The 16,811-nt window shown below is 68.4% G+C and carries 21 protein-coding genes; 5 read left to right on the top strand and 16 right to left on the bottom strand.

Annotated elements, in window-relative coordinates; all coding sequences use genetic code 11:
• Positions 1 to 1,008 (bottom strand): zinc-binding metallopeptidase family protein (locus tag ACOJSF_RS11195; protein WP_420142280.1); only part of this gene is annotated, 1,008 nt, incomplete at its 3' end.
• A 116-nt stretch (positions 1,009 to 1,124) separates the two neighbouring features.
• Here ACOJSF_RS11195 and ACOJSF_RS11190 point away from each other — a divergent pair.
• From ACOJSF_RS11190 to aroC, 5 genes are read left to right on the top strand one after another with little or no spacing between them, the layout of a single operon-like run.
• Entirely contained in the window at positions 1,125 to 2,096 is a 972-nt protein-coding gene (locus tag ACOJSF_RS11190) for a DnaJ C-terminal domain-containing protein (protein ID WP_420142279.1), read from the top strand.
• A 24-nt stretch (positions 2,097 to 2,120) separates the two neighbouring features.
• Positions 2,121 to 3,062 (top strand): YihY/virulence factor BrkB family protein, encoded by a 942-nt coding sequence (locus ACOJSF_RS11185; RefSeq protein ID WP_420142278.1) that lies wholly within the window; start codon positions 2,121 to 2,123, stop codon positions 3,060 to 3,062.
• Positions 3,062 to 3,865 (top strand): enoyl-ACP reductase FabI, encoded by an 804-nt coding sequence (fabI, locus tag ACOJSF_RS11180; RefSeq protein WP_420142277.1) that lies wholly within the window; start codon positions 3,062 to 3,064, stop codon positions 3,863 to 3,865. The genes ACOJSF_RS11185 and fabI overlap by 1 nt, the downstream gene beginning before the upstream one ends.
• Positions 3,866 to 3,870: 5 nt before the next feature.
• Positions 3,871 to 4,404, top strand: a complete 534-nt coding sequence (locus ACOJSF_RS11175) for a GNAT family N-acetyltransferase (RefSeq protein WP_420142276.1) — start codon at positions 3,871 to 3,873, stop codon at positions 4,402 to 4,404.
• Positions 4,401 to 5,471: a chorismate synthase gene (gene aroC / locus ACOJSF_RS11170; RefSeq protein WP_420142275.1), complete on the top strand. Its 1,071-nt coding sequence runs from the start codon at positions 4,401 to 4,403 to the stop codon at positions 5,469 to 5,471. Before ACOJSF_RS11175 ends, aroC begins: the two co-directional genes overlap by 4 nt.
• Before the next feature lie 43 nt (positions 5,472 to 5,514).
• Here aroC and ACOJSF_RS11165 read toward each other — a convergent pair whose 3' ends face one another.
• From ACOJSF_RS11165 to ACOJSF_RS11095, 15 genes are all read right to left on the bottom strand, one after another.
• Entirely contained in the window at positions 5,515 to 7,497 is a 1,983-nt protein-coding gene (locus ACOJSF_RS11165) for an ATP-binding protein (RefSeq protein ID WP_420142274.1), read from the bottom strand.
• A gap of 57 nt (positions 7,498 to 7,554) precedes the next feature.
• Positions 7,555 to 8,787, bottom strand: a complete 1,233-nt coding sequence (gene spt, locus ACOJSF_RS11160; protein WP_420142281.1) for a serine palmitoyltransferase — start codon at positions 8,785 to 8,787, stop codon at positions 7,555 to 7,557.
• A 32-nt stretch (positions 8,788 to 8,819) separates the two neighbouring features.
• On the bottom strand, positions 8,820 to 9,068 hold the full coding sequence (locus tag ACOJSF_RS11155; protein ID WP_420142273.1) for an acyl carrier protein: 249 nt from the start codon (positions 9,066 to 9,068) through the stop codon (positions 8,820 to 8,822).
• A 63-nt stretch (positions 9,069 to 9,131) separates the two neighbouring features.
• The gene (locus ACOJSF_RS11150; RefSeq protein ID WP_420142272.1) at positions 9,132 to 10,034 is read right to left on the bottom strand and encodes an NAD-dependent epimerase/dehydratase family protein; all 903 of its coding nucleotides are present in this window, start codon (positions 10,032 to 10,034) and stop codon (positions 9,132 to 9,134) included.
• The gene (proB, locus tag ACOJSF_RS11145) at positions 10,031 to 11,167 is read right to left on the bottom strand and encodes a glutamate 5-kinase (protein WP_420142271.1); all 1,137 of its coding nucleotides are present in this window, start codon (positions 11,165 to 11,167) and stop codon (positions 10,031 to 10,033) included. Before proB ends, ACOJSF_RS11150 begins: the two co-directional genes overlap by 4 nt.
• The gene (obgE, locus tag ACOJSF_RS11140) at positions 11,152 to 12,201 is read right to left on the bottom strand and encodes a GTPase ObgE (protein WP_420142270.1); all 1,050 of its coding nucleotides are present in this window, start codon (positions 12,199 to 12,201) and stop codon (positions 11,152 to 11,154) included. Before obgE ends, proB begins: the two co-directional genes overlap by 16 nt.
• Before the next feature lie 38 nt (positions 12,202 to 12,239).
• Positions 12,240 to 12,920 carry a PEPxxWA-CTERM sorting domain-containing protein gene (locus tag ACOJSF_RS11135; protein ID WP_420142269.1) on the bottom strand — a complete coding sequence of 227 codons (681 nt, stop codon included), beginning with the start codon at positions 12,918 to 12,920 and terminating at the stop codon, positions 12,240 to 12,242.
• Between the two features lie 164 nt (positions 12,921 to 13,084).
• Entirely contained in the window at positions 13,085 to 13,612 is a 528-nt protein-coding gene (locus ACOJSF_RS11130; RefSeq protein ID WP_420142268.1) for a GNAT family N-acetyltransferase, read from the bottom strand.
• A 171-nt stretch (positions 13,613 to 13,783) separates the two neighbouring features.
• On the bottom strand, positions 13,784 to 14,050 hold the full coding sequence (gene rpmA / locus ACOJSF_RS11125; protein WP_420142267.1) for a 50S ribosomal protein L27: 267 nt from the start codon (positions 14,048 to 14,050) through the stop codon (positions 13,784 to 13,786).
• A 14-nt stretch (positions 14,051 to 14,064) separates the two neighbouring features.
• Entirely contained in the window at positions 14,065 to 14,424 is a 360-nt protein-coding gene (gene rplU / locus ACOJSF_RS11120) for a 50S ribosomal protein L21 (protein WP_420142266.1), read from the bottom strand.
• A 104-nt stretch (positions 14,425 to 14,528) separates the two neighbouring features.
• Positions 14,529 to 14,888, bottom strand: a complete 360-nt coding sequence (locus tag ACOJSF_RS11115) for a hypothetical protein (RefSeq protein ID WP_420142265.1) — start codon at positions 14,886 to 14,888, stop codon at positions 14,529 to 14,531.
• Between the two features lie 44 nt (positions 14,889 to 14,932).
• Positions 14,933 to 15,325 carry a hypothetical protein gene (locus ACOJSF_RS11110; protein WP_420142264.1) on the bottom strand — a complete coding sequence of 131 codons (393 nt, stop codon included), beginning with the start codon at positions 15,323 to 15,325 and terminating at the stop codon, positions 14,933 to 14,935.
• 37 nt (positions 15,326 to 15,362) lie between these two features.
• Positions 15,363 to 15,905, bottom strand: a complete 543-nt coding sequence (locus tag ACOJSF_RS11105) for a demethoxyubiquinone hydroxylase family protein (protein WP_420142263.1) — start codon at positions 15,903 to 15,905, stop codon at positions 15,363 to 15,365.
• The gene (locus tag ACOJSF_RS11100) at positions 15,884 to 16,351 is read right to left on the bottom strand and encodes a disulfide bond formation protein B (RefSeq protein WP_420142262.1); all 468 of its coding nucleotides are present in this window, start codon (positions 16,349 to 16,351) and stop codon (positions 15,884 to 15,886) included. The genes ACOJSF_RS11105 and ACOJSF_RS11100 overlap by 22 nt, the downstream gene beginning before the upstream one ends.
• Positions 16,351 to 16,811 (bottom strand): S41 family peptidase (locus ACOJSF_RS11095; protein ID WP_420142261.1); only part of this gene is annotated, 461 nt, incomplete at its 5' end. The genes ACOJSF_RS11100 and ACOJSF_RS11095, both read right to left, overlap by 1 nt.

Genomic DNA, 16,811 nt, shown 5'->3' with positions numbered 1-16,811 from the left:
CAGGTGGAACGGATACAGGTCGGGCTGCCCCATCGAGCGATTGATCGCATTCTCCGCGAAGGCAAACGGCCCCCATTCGGCCAGAAGCTGGCCGGTTTCCGCCTGATAGGGATCGAAATCGACCGCCGGCTGATCCTCATGCCCCGGCCATTCGGTCATCCGCATGCCGAAGCCGCCGATCGTCGCCAGCGCGTCGACGATGTGCATCAGGTGGGCGAAGGTCTCGGCGAAATCCTCCCACGGATGCATCGTCGCATAGGCCGAGACGTAATCGGTCGACCAGCCGCCACTGCCGTCGCCATAATGCTGCGACTTGGCGTCCTCGTAGCTGATCCGCTCGTCGCCGAAGAGGCGGCGGAAATTCTCGACCTCGTCGGTGTCCTCGATCAGCCGCGCGAAATAATAATGGCCGACTTCGTGCCGGAAATGGCCGAGGATCGTGCGATAGGGCTCGCCGAGCCGGGTCCGCATCCGCTCGCGCTGGACGTCGTCCGCCTCGAGCAGGTTGAGCGTGATGAGGCCGTTTTCGTGACCCGTCGTGATCTGGACGGTGCCGGTTTCCTCCCCCACCGGATCGTAGAGGAAGTCGAAGGTCAGGCCGGGGGTGGTGCCATTCGCTTCCGCCTCCGCCTGCGTCTCGATCGGCAGGTTGAGGTGGAGCAGTGTGTGGAACAGGCGCCGCTTCGCCGCCTCGATCCGCGCCCAGCGTTCGGGCACCGTCGGGCTGGTCAGATCGGGAATGGTGCGGTTGTGCCGACAGGCGAGACAGAGCGGTTGGTCGCCCACCGCCGGCACCAGCCAGTTGCAGATCTGATAATCATTGTTGTTGCCGCACACGACCACGTCGTGCGGCGTCCCGCCGGCGTCGCGCCAGGTCGTGGCGCCGTCGCCCAGGAACAGCAGGCTGTCGCTTTGCGGGTCATAGCCGAGCGTGAAGGCGCAGTTCGGGCAGACGCGCACCTCGAAATGGGTGGGCCGCCCGCAATTGGGACAGGGATAGGGCTTCATGGGCGGTTCCGGAACGGAGGGACGATCGCGCCGGAGAACGCCGCCGTGCGCGCTTTGTGCCACTTTCCCCTTGTCGAAACGCGCGCTCCTCCGCACATGACCGGCAAGGAGTACAGATGGCCGATCTCTACACGACCCTGGGGGTGGCCCGGAACGCGGACGAAGCCGCGATCAAGAAGGCCTATCGCAAGCTCGCCAAGGAGCTGCACCCCGACCGCAACGCCGACAACCCCAAGGCCGCCGAGCGCTTTTCGCAGGTGACGGCGGCGTATGACCTGCTGTCCGACAAGAACAAGCGCGCGCAATATGATCGCGGCGAGATCGACGAGCAGGGCAATCCGAAGGCGCCGTTCGGGTTCGGCGCAGGCCCCGGCGGCGGAGGCGGCGGCTTTCGCGCGACGCGTGGCGCGCCGGGCGGCGGGTTCGAGTTCGGCGATGCGGCGGGCGCGGATTTCAGCGAGATCTTCGAGGGGCTGTTCAGCGGCGGTGCGGCCGGCGGTGCCAAGTCGCGCGGCACGGGCTTCGGCGGGTTCGGAGGCTTTGGCGCGCGCGCGCGGCCGCAGAAAGGCACCGATGTCGCCTATCGCCTTGGCGTCGAGTTCGAGGATGCGGCCGCGCTCAAGCCGCAGCGCATCGCGCTTTCGTCGGGCAAGACGATCGATTTGAAGATCACGGCCGATGCGGTGGCGGGCACCCCCCTCCGGCTGGCTGGGCAGGGCGAGCCCGGTGCGGGCGGACCGGGCGACGCGATGGTCACGGTCGAGGTCAAGCCGCACCGCTTCTTCACGCGCGACGGCGACGATGTGCGGCTCGATCTGCCGATCCGGCTGGACGAAGCGGTGACGGGCGGCAAGGTCAAGGTGCCCACGGTCGAGGGCGCGGTGATGTTGACGGTGCCGCCGGGCTCTTCGTCGGGCAAGGTGCTGCGCCTGAAGGGGCGGGGTTTCCACCGCCGCGACGGGACGCGCGGCGACCAGCTCGTCACTTTGATCGTCGATCTGCCGGCCGACGACGCCGCCTTGCGCGAGTTCGTGGCCGGATGGACAACGGATCGCGAGCGCAACCCGCGCGCGGCGCTGGGCGTCTAGGTCGGCGCGGCCCGAACCTCAGCTTTGCAGAAGATTTCACCGGAGTCGCCTGAGCAGCGCGCCGATCACGGCAATCCGCACGCGCTCAGTCGCATCCCGCGCTGGCAATGGGCGTGGGAGATCGTCAAGCGCGTCGCGATCGGCGTCTATTCCGACGGCTTCATCCATGCCGGCAACCTCGCCTATCTCGCGCTCGTCTCGCTTTTCCCCTTCTTCATCGTGGTCGCGGCGCTCGCCAATTTCGTCGGACGCGGGACCGATACCGACATGGCGATCGCCGGCTTCCTGCGTACCGTGCCCCTGTCGGTCCGCGAACTGGTGCGCCAGCCGATCGCCGACGTGCTGGCGCAGCGCACCGGCTCGCTCCTGTGGCTCGGCGCGCTGGTGGGTCTGTGGACCACGGGCAGCTTCATCGAGACGATCCGCGACATCCTCCGCCGCGCCTATGGGCTGACCTTCACCAAGCCCTTCTGGCATTACCGGCTGCTGTCGGGCGCAATCGTGATCGGATCGATCATGCTGATGCTGACCGCGTTCAGCCTCCAGCTGCTGCTGATCGGGATCGAGGAGGTGGTGACGCGGCTGATCCCCGTTTCGGACGAGGTGCTGGGCTGGATCGGCTGGTCGCGGCTCGCCCCCGGCGCGGCCTTGTTCGTCTCGCTCTACATCGTGTTCTACACGCTGATGCCCAGCAAATATCGCTGGAGCCGCTGCCCCAAATGGCCGGGTGCGGCCTTCACCACGTTCTGGTGGGTGATGACCGCACTGGCGCTGCCGCGCGTGCTCGCGGCGCTCGGTGGATATGGCCGGACCTATGGGAGCCTGGCGGGCGTGATCGTGACCTTGCTCTTCTTCTGGCTGGTCGGCTTCGGGCTGGTGGTGGGCGCGCATCTGAACGCGGCACTGGCGGAAACCCCGCGTCAGCGCGTAAGGGACGCCGACAGGGACGTTCGGACGGAGGAATGATGGCCGGGCTGATGCAAGGCAAGCGGGGGCTCATCATGGGCCTCGCCAATGACAAGTCGCTTGCCTGGGGTATCGCGAAGAAGCTGAGCGAAGCGGGCGCGGAGCTCGCCTTCAGCTATCAGGGCGAGGCGATGGAGAAGCGTGTCCGCCCGCTGGCGGAGCAACTGGGAGTCGCGCGCCTGTTCAATTGCGACGTGGCCGACATGGCGGCGCTCGACGCGACCTTCGACGCGCTGAAGCAGGAATGGCCGACGATCGATTTCGTGGTCCACGCCATCGGCTTTTCCGACAAGTCGCAGCTGCGCGGTCGTTATTACGACACCACGCTCGACAACTTCCTGATGACGATGAACGTCTCGGCCTACTCGCTGGTCGCGGTCGCCAAGCGCGCGCGCGCGCTGATGCCGAACGGCGGATCGATCCTGACGCTGACCTATTACGGCGCCGAGAAGGTGATCCCGCATTACAACGTCATGGGCGTCGCCAAGGCGGCGCTGGAGACCAGCGTGAAATATCTCGCGGTCGATCTGGGGCCGGAAAATATCCGCATCAATGCGGTGTCCGCGGGGCCGATCCAGACGCTGGCGGCGCGCGGCATCGGCGACTTCAACTACATCCTCAAGTGGAACGAGCTCAACTCGCCGATGCGCCGCACCGTCACGATCGAGGATGTCGGCGGCGCGGGGCTGTACCTGCTGTCCGACCTCGCTAGCGGGGTGACAGGCGAAATCCACCATGTCGATGCGGGCTACAACGTCATCGGGATGAAGGCGGAGGACGCGCCCGACATCGCGCTCGCCTGACCGCCATGGGCGCCGTCATCGTCATCCGCCCGGCCGGCGCCAGCGACGTGGCGCCGATGGACGCGCTGCTCCGCGCCGTGTTCCCGCGGGCGGACGAGGCGGCGCTGGTCCGCGACCTCTGCATCGACGGCGACATGGTGCTGACGCTCGTCGCCGAGGATGAGGAGACGGGCGCGCTGACGGGCATGGTCGCGTTCAGCCGGATGGATGTGACGGTCGGCCAAAAGCCCGTGCCCGCCGTCGCGCTCGCGCCCGTTGCCGTGGCCCCCGCCTATCGCCGTCAGGGCGTGGCGGAGGCGCTGATCCGCGCGGGGCTCGACCGGCTGGAGCAGGCCGGCGTGGTCTTGTGCTTCGCGCTCGGCGATCCCGATTTCTATGGCCGGTTCGGTTTTGCCGCCGACCTGGCGCACGATTATGCGTCGCCTTATGCGGGCGATGCGCTGCTGGCGGCGGCGCTCCAGGGCGGGCTGGTGCCGTGCGGTGAGCGCGGCCGCGCGGATCATGCGCCGGCCTTCGCCCGGCTGGGGATGCAGGAATGAGTTACAACAGCTTCGGACGGGTGTTCCGCTTCACAACCTGGGGCGAGAGCCACGGGCCGGCCCTCGGCGTGGTCATCGACGGCTGCCCGCCAAGCCTGCCCCTGAGCGAGGCCGACATCCAGCCCTTCCTCGACAAGCGCCGGCCGGGCACGTCGCGCTTCACCACGCAGCGGCAGGAGCCCGATCAGGTCCGTATCCTGTCGGGCGTGTTCGACGGGCGCACGACCGGCACGCCGATCAGCCTGATGATCGAGAATGTCGACCAGCGCTCGAAAGATTATTCGGAGGTGGCGAAGGCCTATCGCCCCGGTCATGCCGACTATGCGTATGACGCCAAATACGGCTTTCGCGACTATCGCGGCGGCGGCCGATCCTCGGCACGCGAGACGGCGGCGCGCGTGGCGGCGGGCGCGGTCGCGCGGCTGGTGATCCCCGAAGTGTCGATCCGGGCATGGGTTGAGGCGATCGGCGGCGATGCGATCGATCCGGCGGCGTTCGATGGGAGCCAGATCGACGCCAATCCCTTCTTCTGCCCAGATGCCGTCGCTGCGGCGCGCTGGGAGGCGCTGGTGGACGATGCGCGCAAGGCGGGATCGTCGCTCGGCGCGGTGATTGCCTGCGAGGCGACGGGCGTCCCGGCGGGGTGGGGCGCGCCGCTTTACGCCAAGCTCGACAGCGAGCTCGCAGCGGCGGCCATGTCGATCAACGCGGTGAAAGGTGTCGAGATCGGTGATGGATTCGCGGCGGCGGCGCTTTCCGGCGAGGCAAATGCCGATCCGATGCGGCCGGGCGACGACGGTCCCGCCTTCCTCGCCAACCATGCGGGCGGCATCGCGGGCGGTATCTCGACCGGGCAGCCGGTGCGGCTGCGCGTCGCGTTCAAGCCGACCAGCTCGATCCTCACGCCGGTCGAGACGGTGACGCGCGAAGGCGAGGCTGCGGAAATCCGCACGAAAGGGCGGCACGACCCGTGCGTCGGCATCCGCGGCGCGCCGGTGGTCGAGGCGATGATGGCATTGGTGCTGGCGGACCAGAAGCTGCTGCATCGCGCGCAGACCGGACGTTAGTTACGGTGTCACGCGCGGCGTACGCTTTCGCCAGCGGCGTCTCTCAGGCGGCGCGGTGCGTGGCGGGATCGTCGGGATGCGACAGCCGGGCGAGGGTGTCTGCCAGTGCGCGTAGCGTGTAGGGTTTGCGCAGCACCGCCGCACCCTTGAAGGTATCGGCCTCGCCCGCTTCGCCGACATAGCCGGTCACGAACAGGACGGGCATGTCGGGATGGCTGATGCGGACCGACCGCACCAGTTCGGGCCCGGTCATGTTGGGCATGACGACATCCGTCATCAACAGCGCGTGCTGCTCGCCCGCTTGAAGGCGCTTGATCGCCTCGGCCGCCGATCCGCACAGGACATGGGGATAGCCCAGCTCGCTCAACGCTTCGCCGGTGGCGATCCGCACGCGCGCATCGTCCTCGACCACCAGGATGGTGCCGCCGAACGCCGGAAGGGGCTGCATCGCGACCGGATGCGGGACGGGATCGGGCTTGCGCTCCCCCGCGCCAATATGGCGCGGCAGGTAGACAGAAACCGTTGTGCCCTGGCCGACAGTGGAGGCGATCGCCACGTCGCCTCGCGACTGCCGTGTGAAGCCGAGTATCTGGCTGAGGCCGAGGCCCGTGCCCTGGCCGACCGGTTTGGTGGTGAAGAATGGTTCGAACACGCGTTCGAGTGTCGCCCGGTCCATCCCCGATCCGTTGTCGCTGACCGCGATGCGGATATAGTCGCCCGGCGGGAGCGTGCCGACTTCGTCCGCGCCGAGCGTCGCGTTCGTGGCGCTCATCTCCAGCCGGCCGACGCCCTCCATCGCGTCACGGGCATTGACCGCGAGGTTGAGGATCGCATTTTCGAGGGCATAGGCATCGACCCACACCGGCCAGACGTCAGCCGCGCAGAGGATGCGCACCTCGATCCGCTCGCCGATCGTCCGGTCAATCAGGTCGGACATGTCGCGCAGCAGCCGGCCCGGATCGACCGCCGCGGGCAGCAGCGGATCGGCGCGGGCGAACGTCAGTAACCGTCGGGTCAGCGCGGCGGCGCGCGTCGCCCCCTCCATCGCGCTATCGATGTGGCGTCCTGCCTCCTGCGCCTGCTCCTCGACGCGCCGCTTGGCCATTTCCAGGCCCCCCAGCACCACCGCGAGCATGTTGTTGAAGTCGTGCGCGATGCCGCCGGTCAACTGCCCGACGGCATCCATCTTCTGCACCTGCCGCAGCTTGCTCTCCGCGGCCTCACGCGTGCGTGCCTCCTCGATCAGCCGGCTATTGGCGTCGCTCAGCGCAGCGGTGCGCTCAGCCACGGCATGTTCCAGCGCGGCGGCGCGGTCGGCCTCGATTTCGGCAGCCTCGTGCGCGATCCGCTTCTCCGACAAGGTCGACATGACGAGCCAGGCGAGCGCGATCACGGAGAGCGCGAGCAGGCCGCCGACGACCGACAACAATGTGGCAAGATTGTTTGCGTGCGCGGTCGAGGCGGCGGCGACGCTCGACCGCTCGTCGAGCAGCGCGCGCTCCGCCTCGGCAACGGCGCGCAGCGTCCGGCTGATGCGCGGCAGCGTGTCCGACTGGCCGGCGCGCGCGAACAAGGACAAGGCCGGCCAGCCCTGCCGGTAATTGGCGCGGGTGGCGGCCAGCCCCAGTTCTTCGCCGCGCTTCAGATAAAGCGCGTGGAGCAGCCGCATCCGCTGTGCCTGCACCGGATCGGCGCGGATCAGCAGATCGAGCTCGTCGAGCAGCCGCCCCGCCTGCCGCCATGCATCATAATAGGACGTGCCGGTGCGGCGATCGGCATCGATCACGAAGCGGCCGAGTGCCGCCTCCGCCCGGGCGAGCGCGCCGTCGGCATCATGGGCGAGCAGGACGACGGAGAAGCTGTGCTGCTTGCGCGCCAGCGCGGCGTCGCGCTCGGCATTCGAACGCTGAACCAGCACGAGCAGCACTGCGACGAGAATCGTCGCGACCAACGCCACCGTGGCGACAAGCAGCTTCGCGCGCGTCGCGTTCCGGCCCTTGGCCGCCACAAGCAGGGCATCGTCCATCGCTCCGCGAACGATAGCGCGGGCCCGATATTACGGAAAGGTCCGAAACGGAGCGACTTAGGCGATGCAGCCCACCGCGCGGCCCGAGCGCGCGAAGATGTCCAGAATCTGGCCGACCTGTTCATCCGTATGCGACGCGCAGAGCGAACAGCGCAGCAGAAACGTGCCGGCGGGCGTCGCGGGCGGGCGGGCGAGGTTCACGTAGAGGCCGTTTTCGAGCAGCGCCTGCCACAGGGCGACCGCGCTTTCCTGATCGGGCAGCATCACCGCGATGATCGCCGACTGTGCCATCTCGGTCGCGATCGAGTAGCCCAAGTCGCGCAGGCCCTGGTGCAGGCGGCGCGAATTCTTCCACAGGTGCGCGCGCTTGTCGTGCGCGTGCATCAGCTTGCGGATCGAGGCGGCGGCGGTGGCGACCACGCTCGGCGGCAGCGAGGCGGTGAAGACGTAGGGGCGGCAGACCAGGCGCAGCACCTCGAAATCCGGGTGGTTGGACACGCAGAAACCGCCGACCGTGCCGACCGACTTGGAGAAGGTGCCGACCACGAAGTCGATATCCTTCTCGCAGCCCAGCTCCTCATAGACGCCGCGCCCGTTGGGCCCGAAGAAGCCCATGCCATGCGCTTCGTCGCAGAGGATCATCGCGCCATGCTTCTTCGCGACCGCGACCATTTCGGGCAACGGCGCAATGTCGCCGAACATCGAATAGACGCCTTCCAGCACGACGAGCTTGCCCGCATCCTTGGGCAGGCGGCCGAGCCGCTTGTCGAGATCCTCGACGCTGTTGTGGCGGAAGCGGACGATCTCCGCATTGCCGAGCCAGCAGCCGTCATAGATTGAGGCGTGGCTGTCGGCGTCGAGGATGATGTAGTCGCCCTTGCCCGCCAGCGTGGAGATCACGCCGAGATTGGCCTGGTAACCGGTCGAAAAAACAATCGCGTGCTCGGTCCCGTAAAACTCCTTGAGCGCATCCTCGCACGCTTTGTGGCCTTGATAGGTGCCGTTGAGCACGCGGCTGCCGGTCGTGCCCGATCCGAAGCGGTCGAGCGCGTCCTTGCCCGCCGCGATGACGTCGGGATCGAAGGTCATGCCCATGTAATTGTAGGTGCCGAGCAGGATCGTCTCGCGTCCCTGGATCATGGCGAGCGTGGGCGACTTCACCTCGTCCATCACGATCGCGAAGGGATCCCGCACACCCGTCGCGAGCAACGCCTCGCGCTCGCGGATGAGCGGGCGGAACTTGGCGAAGAGGTCATGCGCGCCGGCGGGACTCGGCAGGTCGGCCAGCATCACGTCCTCGGGCGTGTCGATCGCGTCGGTCATCAGCCGGCAGCCTTCAGCTTGGCGATGGTGGCGACGAGCTGGCCGACCGTCTCGATCTCCGCCTGCATGTTCATGGTGATGAGGATGTCGAACTCGTCCTCGATCGCCGCCACGAAATCCATCACGGTCAGGCTGTCCCATTCCAGGTCGCCCGCGAAGGAGGTGGCGTCGGTCAGCGCGACGCCCTTCTTGTTGAAGGGTTCGATCTGTTCGGCGACGCGGTCGAAAATCTCAGGATGCTGGCTCATGGAAGGCGCCTTTACGGAAGGTGGCGGGACGTTGCCAAGCGATTGCGGCGGGGATGCGGCGGTTCAGAGCCAGCCGTGGGCACGATACCAGCGCGCGGTGGCGGCGAGCCCGTCTGGCGTGGGGACACGGGGGCGCCACAACGAGGCTGGGGGAGAAGCGTGCGCGGCGGCGGTCCAATCGGGATGGGTGAAATAATTGACGCGATCACGCGTCAGCTTGGCGCGCCGCCCGCGCACCAGCCGGTCCGCCGCGCTCGCCCCGATCAGCAGCGCGCGCGGCAGCGGCAGCGGCAGCACGCGCCGCCCGACCGCGACGCCGATGGCGCGGGCCAATTCGGCCGTACCCCAGCCGCCCGGCGTGCCGTCGTCCGGTTCGAACGTGCGGCCGTGGCTTTCAGGCCGGTCGAGGCAGGCGAGGATCAGGTCGGACAGGTCGGCGGCGTGGATCAGCGATAGCCTGCCGCCCGGCGGCAGCGGCACCACCCGCCGCGCGGCGAAACGAAACAGTTCGAGCATCTCGCGGTCGCGCGGCCCGTAGACGGCGGGGGGGCGGATGATGGTCCAGTCGCCGCCGGCTGCCATCACCGGCTCCTCCGATTCGGCCTTCGACCAGCCGTAGGCGGAGAGCGCCGGCTCGCGCGCGGCGAGCGACGATATATGGACGAAGCGGGTGACGCCCCCGCGCGAGGCGGCGTCGAGCATATGTTCGGTTCCGACCAGATTGCCGAGCCGGAACGCCTCGCGATCGCCGTTGATGACGCCCGCGACATGGATCACAGCGTCGCACCCCTCGACCAGCCGGGACAGGCTGTCAGGAAGGTCGAGTGCACCTTCTATCCAGGTAACGTCATCGCTGACGGGCTGCGTCCGGCGGGTCAGCGCGCGCACCGTGTGGCCGGCGGCGACCGCGCGCTCGATCAGGTGCGACCCGACGAAGCCGGTCGCGCCCGTGACCGCGAGCTTCACAGCAGGGCCATATGGTTGCGATGGACCAACGCGGCACGCGGCGCATAGCCGAGGATCGCGGCGTGCCCCTCGCTCCGTGTGCCCGCGATCCGGGCGGCCTCGTCATGGTCATATTCGGCGAGGCCACGCGCCAGCCGCCGCGTATCGGGCCCGACGATGGTCACCAGGTCGCCGCGCCGGAAGCCGCCCTCGATCCGGGTCGCGCCGGCGGCGAGCAGGCTGCGCCCGGCGCGTAATGCCTCGGCCGCGCCGGCATCGATATGGATCGTGCCGCGCGCGGTCAGTCCGCCCGCCAGCCACACCTTGCGCGCGCGCGCGGCGCGGCCCGCGACGAACAGGCTGTGGCGGGCATCCGCCGACAAGGGGCGGGCGATGCGGCCGCTGGCGATGGCGAGATGCGCGCCGGCGGCGTTGGCGATGCGTGCCGCCTCGATCTTCGATACCATACCTCCCGAGCCCATGCCGGAGGCCGATCCGGCGTCGGCCATCGCCTCGATCGCTTCATCGATCCGCTCGATCCGGGGCATGTGGACCGCGCCGGCAAGTGCGGGGTTACGATCGTAGAGCCCGTCGATGTCGGACAGCAGCACCACGCCCTGCGCGCCGGCCGCCTGCGCCACGCGCGCGGCCAGCCGGTCATTGTCGCCGAACCGGATTTCCTCGGTCGCGACCGAATCGTTCTCATTGAGGACGGGCACCACGCCGAGCCCGAGCAGCCGGTTGAGCGTGGCGGCGGCATTGAGGTAGCGGCGGCGATCCTCGAGATCGTCGAGCGTCACGAGCATCTGCGCGGCGGTGAGGCCGCGTCGGCCGAGCACCTCCGCCCACACCTGGCTGAGCGCGATCTGCCCGGTCGCGGCGGCGGCCTGCGCGTCCTCCAGGCTCGCGCGGCCGCCCTTCGCCAGGCCGAGCCGGCGCGCGCCAAGCGCGATCGCGCCTGAGGAAACGACCGCGACCTGCTGGCCCGCCGCCATCCGCGCGGCGATGTCGGCCGCAATCCCGTCCAGCCACTCGCGGCGGACCGCGCCGTAGGGATCGACGAGCAGCTCCGAGCCGATCTTGAAGATCAGCCTGGGGCAGGTGGCAGGCGGGAAGAGCGCGGCATCCGCCGCTGCGGTCAGAGCGGCGACCATTCTATCGGGTCCTCGCCCTCATCCGTCTCGTCGACGGGCGTCCCCTCGGGGCCGATCGCTTCCAGCAGACGGTCGAGAATGGGATCGAGGCCGATGCCGGCGGCACCCGACAGAGCGAACACCTCCGCGCCGCTTGCCTCTTCCAATTCGGCCATCAGCGCGGCGATCAGCTCGTCGTCGAGCGTGTCGATCTTGTTGAGCGCGACCACCACCGGCTTGTCGGTCAGCCCCGCGCCATAGGCGTCCAGCTCGTCGCGGACGATCCGGTAGCTGGTTGCGACATCCTCGTCATTGGCGTCCACGAGGTGCAGCAGCACGCGGCAGCGTTCGATATGGCCCAGGAATCGATCGCCGATCCCGGCGCCCTCGGCCGCGCCCTCGATCAGGCCCGGAATGTCCGCGACGACGAACTCGCGCGCATGATGGCGCACGACGCCGAGTTGCGGACGGGTGGTGGTGAAGGCGTAAGCGCCGACCTTGGCCTGCGCATTGGTGACGGCGTTGATGAAAGTCGACTTTCCGGCGTTGGGAAGCCCGACCAGGCCGGCATCGGCAAGCAGCTTCAGCCGCAGCCACACCGACATTTCCTGCGCGGGCCAGCCGGGTGTGTGCTGGCGGGGCGCGCGGTTGGTCGATGTCTTGTAGCTGGCATTGCCGCGCCCGCCGTCACCGCCCCTGAGGAACAGGACGCGCTCGCCGACGCGGGTAAGGTCCGCCAGCAGCGAACGCTCCTCGTCGTCGGCCAGGATCTGCGTGCCGACCGGAACCTTGATGACCAGATCCTCGCCGCCGGCGCCGGTGCAGTTGCTGCCCGAGCCGCCATGGCCGCGCTCGGCCTTGAAATGCTGGGTGTAGCGGAAATCGATCAGCGTATTGAGGCCGCCGACGGCTTCGAAGACGATGTCGCCGCCTTTGCCGCCATTGCCGCCGTCGGGGCCGCCATATTCGATGAACTTTTCGCGGCGGAAGGAAACCGCGCCGGCGCCGCCGGCGCCGGACTTCACGAAGATCTTGGCTTGGTCGAGGAAATGCATCGGCGCGGCCTAGCGCAGGCGCGCGCCGATGCGAAGGGTCAGGCCGCGATGGCGCGCGCACGCTTGCGCGCGCGCAGGGCAGCGCCGCTCGCGCCGAAGCCGATCAGCATGGTCGCCCAAGTGGCCGGTTCGGGGGCGGGCGAGGGGACGCCAGCTTCGGGAGCGCCGCCGACCGGCCGAGTCTGGGTCAGGCCCGGCACGACGAAGGCATAGTCGTTATAGTTGAGGTCGCCGCGCGAATCGCCCGCGGTGGTATCCTCGAACCCGAAGAAGGTGCCGGTCGGCACGCCGATCCACCATTCATCGGGGTGCTCGCTCGCGAAGACGTGCTGCAGGCCGTCGGCGTTATAGGCGACGTTGGAATGATAGGTGCCGAGATAGGTCTCGGCCGGATCGCGATCATAGGTATCGATGAAGAATTCGATCAGGTCGCCCGCGGTCACGCGGCCCACATTGGTCGGGACGAAGATCTGCGAACCCGTCGGCAGGATGCCGCTGGTGATCGTCTGCCCGTTAACCTTGACGCCCAGCTTCGACAGATAGGAGCCGGTCCCGTTCATCGTGTAGACGGTGAGATCGCCGTCGCCCGCCGCGAAAAATTCGTAGCGCGCGGCATTGAGCGTGCCGGCCTGCTCGTAGCGGTACCCGCCGGTGGCCGACGCGCTGCCCGCCGCCAGACCCATCGCGGCCAGCGCCGCGGCAATGATGATCTTACGCATATACTACTGGCTCCCGAAGTCCTGCCACATGTCGGGAGGACTTCGGGCGCCAATAGTCTAGTCGGTTGGGAAAGCGAGCCTGAAGTAATCCACTTAACTATAAGAGAGACCAATTAACTATTCAGGCTTATTCCCTGTGCTTTTATCGTCACTCTATCGTTCGATCAGGCCGCAAGCGCCGGGGCCTGTTCGGCGCGGTCACGCGCGAACAGGCGCACCGGCATCTCGCAGCCGCGACCCAGACTGTGCAGCATGCCGATCCGCCCGGAGGGGTGGAAGCCAAGCTTCGTCAGCACGCGGCCGGAGGCCGGATTGTCGAGCGCATGGCTCGCGACCAGCCGGGGCAGGCGCAGGCTGGCGTCGGCCAGCCCGACGATCGCGCAGCCGGCTTCGGTGGCATAGCCCCGGCCCTGATGCGCCCGCGCGATCCAGTAGCCGAGCTCCGCCTGCTCCTCGCCGTGCAGGCCGATGCCCCCGACCAGGTCCATCGTATCGCGGCGGAAGATCAGGAAGGCGGGACGCAGCGGATCGCAGGCATGCGCCAGGAACGCCTCCGCATCGCGAACCGAATAAGGGAAGGGGGCGCGCGAAAGATTGCGGACGATGCGCGCGTCGCCGATCGCGCGGGCGAGCGCCGTCGCGTCCTCGGCCCAGCCGGGCCTGAGCAGGAGGCGTTCGGTGACTGCGAACATGAACCTTCTCCCTGGGGCGGTCCCCTGCCAGCGAAGCATGACGCCCCGGCGACAGGTCGATTGAGTCAGGGAGATACGAAAAAGGAGACGGGGGGCGACCCGTCTCCCTGACGGTCCGGCTGATCCGGACCTCGGGTCGCCCACTGGACGACCCGCAAATGCGTTCGCCCGTTATTCGGCCGCGGCCGCGGTAATCACGCTGACGTACGAGCGGCCGAGCTTGCCCGTGTGGAACGCCACGCGGCCTTCGCCGAGCGCGAACAGGGTGTGATCCTTGCCCATGCCGACATTCGTGCCCGGATAGACCTTCGTCCCGCGCTGGCGGATGATGATGTTGCCGCCGATAACGCTTTCGCCACCGAACTTCTTCACGCCGAGACGACGACCGGCCGAATCGCGACCGTTGCGCGATGAGCCGCCTGCTTTCTTATGTGCCATTGCTCAGTCGCTCCTTACGCTTCGGCAGCCGCCGGGGCGGCATCGGGGGTGGCCTTGGCCTTCTTCTCTTCCTTGTGATCGCCGATCGCGGTGATCTTCAGGACGGTGTGATACTGGCGGTGGCCGTTCCGGCGGCGATAATTGTGGCGACGGCGCTTCTTGAACACGATCACCTTGTCGCCGCGGCCCTGCGCCACGATCTCGGCCGAGACGGTCAGGCCGTCGACCGACTTGAGGTCCGCGCCGTCGCCCGCGAGCAGGACGTCACCCAGCGTGATCGAGGAACCGGCGTCCCCGTCCAGCTTCTCGACGACGATCTTGTCTCCGGCGGCGACGCGATATTGCTTGCCGCCCGTGCGCACGATTGCGAACATGGCTCTCTCTACTTTCGATTCCGGATCGTGGGCCATCCCGCAAAGGGGCCCGCGAAAGCGCGCCAGCTAGGAGGGAATCGCCCGACTGTCAAGGATATGCCGCGCTATCGGCGGTTCGTGGCGAGGAACTGCGCGAAGCATCCCGAAAAACCGTAGCTGCCGATCGGCGAGCAGCTGTTGGGCAGGCCCTGGCGGCTGACCATCTCCAGCACGCGCGCCGTCCCCGCCCAGCTGCCGTCGCGGGCTTCGTTATAGTCCTGTTTGCGCAGTTTCTTGGGGATGCGGTAGCGCTCGCTTTCGGGCTGACGCGCGCACACCACGACCTCCTCGGCGGACGATTTGGGGCAGGGGTCGTCGCCGAACACCAACAGGGTGGAGATTCGCTCCTCCGGCTTGCCCTGCTGCGCGAGGGCAGAGGGCGCGGCCAAGGCCAGCATCAAGCCGATCGGAGCGAACAACTTCATAGCCTGTCATCTCCGCGCCGCGATGAGCGCCGGCTGAACGATCGTCAGCGCGGCTCGGGCGACTGGGCGGCCTCGTTGGCGTCGCCCGTCCGTTCGGCGCGTGCCGCCTGCATGTCCTGCTTCCAGCAGCCGGTGAACCCGCCCGCGCCGACCGCGCTGCAGCTTCCGGTGCCGGTCGCCGCGCCCGCATTCGCCACGCTCTTCGACCGTTGCGACCAGGGCTGGTCCTTGGGTGCGAGCGTGCTGGAGCGCATCGTCTTGGGGATGCGATAGCGCTCGCTCTCGGGCGCGCGGACGCAGACCGTGTTGGGCGGGCAGCGATCATTGCCGTACACGATCAGCGCGCTGCCGCCGGCCTGCGCGGCAACCGGGGAGGTGGGGGCCAGCGAAAACACCGCCCCGGCGGCGGCGGCCAGCATCGCGCGCGTCATCATCATATGATCTCCTTTCGGGCCCGAACGCGCCGCATGCCTATCATATCCGTTCGGACAGACGGATCGCCGCGCGGCAGCCGAGCCGGATCGCCGCGAATAGCAGCGGATAGGCCGGGGCCTGCTCGGCGCCCGCCGCAAGCGCGGTGTCGCGATGCTCGACCTCCTCGGCACGAAATTCGGCAATGACCTCGCTCAGCTCGGGATCGCCGCCGCCCAGCCGGTCGAGCTGCACGCCATTATGCTCGTCGATTTCGGTCTCGACCGCCGCGGTGCAGGCCATCGCCGCCTTCGGCCCGATCAGCGCGGTCGCTGCGCCGAGCGCGAAGCCCGCGACGTTCCACAGCGGCGCCAGCAGCGTGGGGCGCACCCCCCGCGCGGCCATCATTGCGTCGAACCTGGCGCGATGGCGCGCCTCCTGCTCCGCCATGTGCGCGATCTCGCGCGCGGCGGGGTGGCGATTGCCCATCACGGCAAGTTGGCCGGCATAGATCCGGATTGCGCCGAATTCGCCCGCCTGATCGACGCGCAGCATCGCCGCGCGCGCGGCGGCATCGGCGGGGATCAGCGGACCGGCTTCAGGCATAGCACCAGCACGGCAATACCGCCGGCGACCGAAAAGAGGAAGTTCCACCCGGCAAGGCTGACCCCCGCCAGCGTCCATTGCGGCACGTCGCAGCGGACGATCGGCGCGGCCATGATCTGGCGCAGCAGATCGCCGCCGCCGCCGGTCAGCACGCCGGTGCAATGTTGCGGCCCCTTCCACCAGCCATATTCGACGCCTGCGTGGAAGCCCCCGAGCAAGCCGCTTGCGAGGATCAACAGGCCGGCGAGAAGGGTCAGCGGGCGGGACGCAGGGCTGCGCCGCGTCGCAATCGCCAGCAGCGCGGCCACGATCGCCGCATAATGCGGCCAGCGCTGCCACAGGCACATCTCGCATGGCGCGAGCCCGCCCAGATATTGCGAGCCGAGCGCGCCCGCCATCAGCAAAGCGGGCAGCGCCAGTGCCAGGAACCGGGCAGGTGCGAGCATCAGCGGCGGCCGGCGCGGGGGCTTCCCGCCCCCGCCAACGCGGTCTGGACCGCAGGTGTCGCCAGCCGCGACACGGTCTTGACCGCATAGTCGAGCTGGAAGTCGGTGACGCCCGCTTTCTTGAGCGTCTCGGGTGTGGCGGCGAAGCGCGGATCGGGCGTGGTGTCGTTTTCCAGCACGCTGTTGTCGACCTTCGCCTGGTTGAGCAGGTGGCGGCGGAGATCAGCCTCGCGCAGGCGCGGCCGCGCCTTGTAATCTGGGTCCGACAATTGCGGCACGACGATGTCGGGCTCGACCCCGCCTTCCTGCACCGAACGCCCCGACGGCGTGTAATAGCGCGCGGTGGTGAGGCGCAGCGCGGTCGTGTCGCTCAGCGGAAGCACGGTCTGGACCGATCCCTTGCCGAAGCTGCGCTCGCCCAGCACGATCGCGCGGCGCTGGTCCTGCAGCGCCGCCGCCA

Source organism: Sphingomonas sp. (assembly GCF_048594985.1).
In the GTDB taxonomy this organism is placed as follows: Bacteria; Pseudomonadota; Alphaproteobacteria; order Sphingomonadales; family Sphingomonadaceae; genus Sphingomonas_I.
This window is presented reverse-complemented; position numbering and strand designations above follow the sequence as displayed.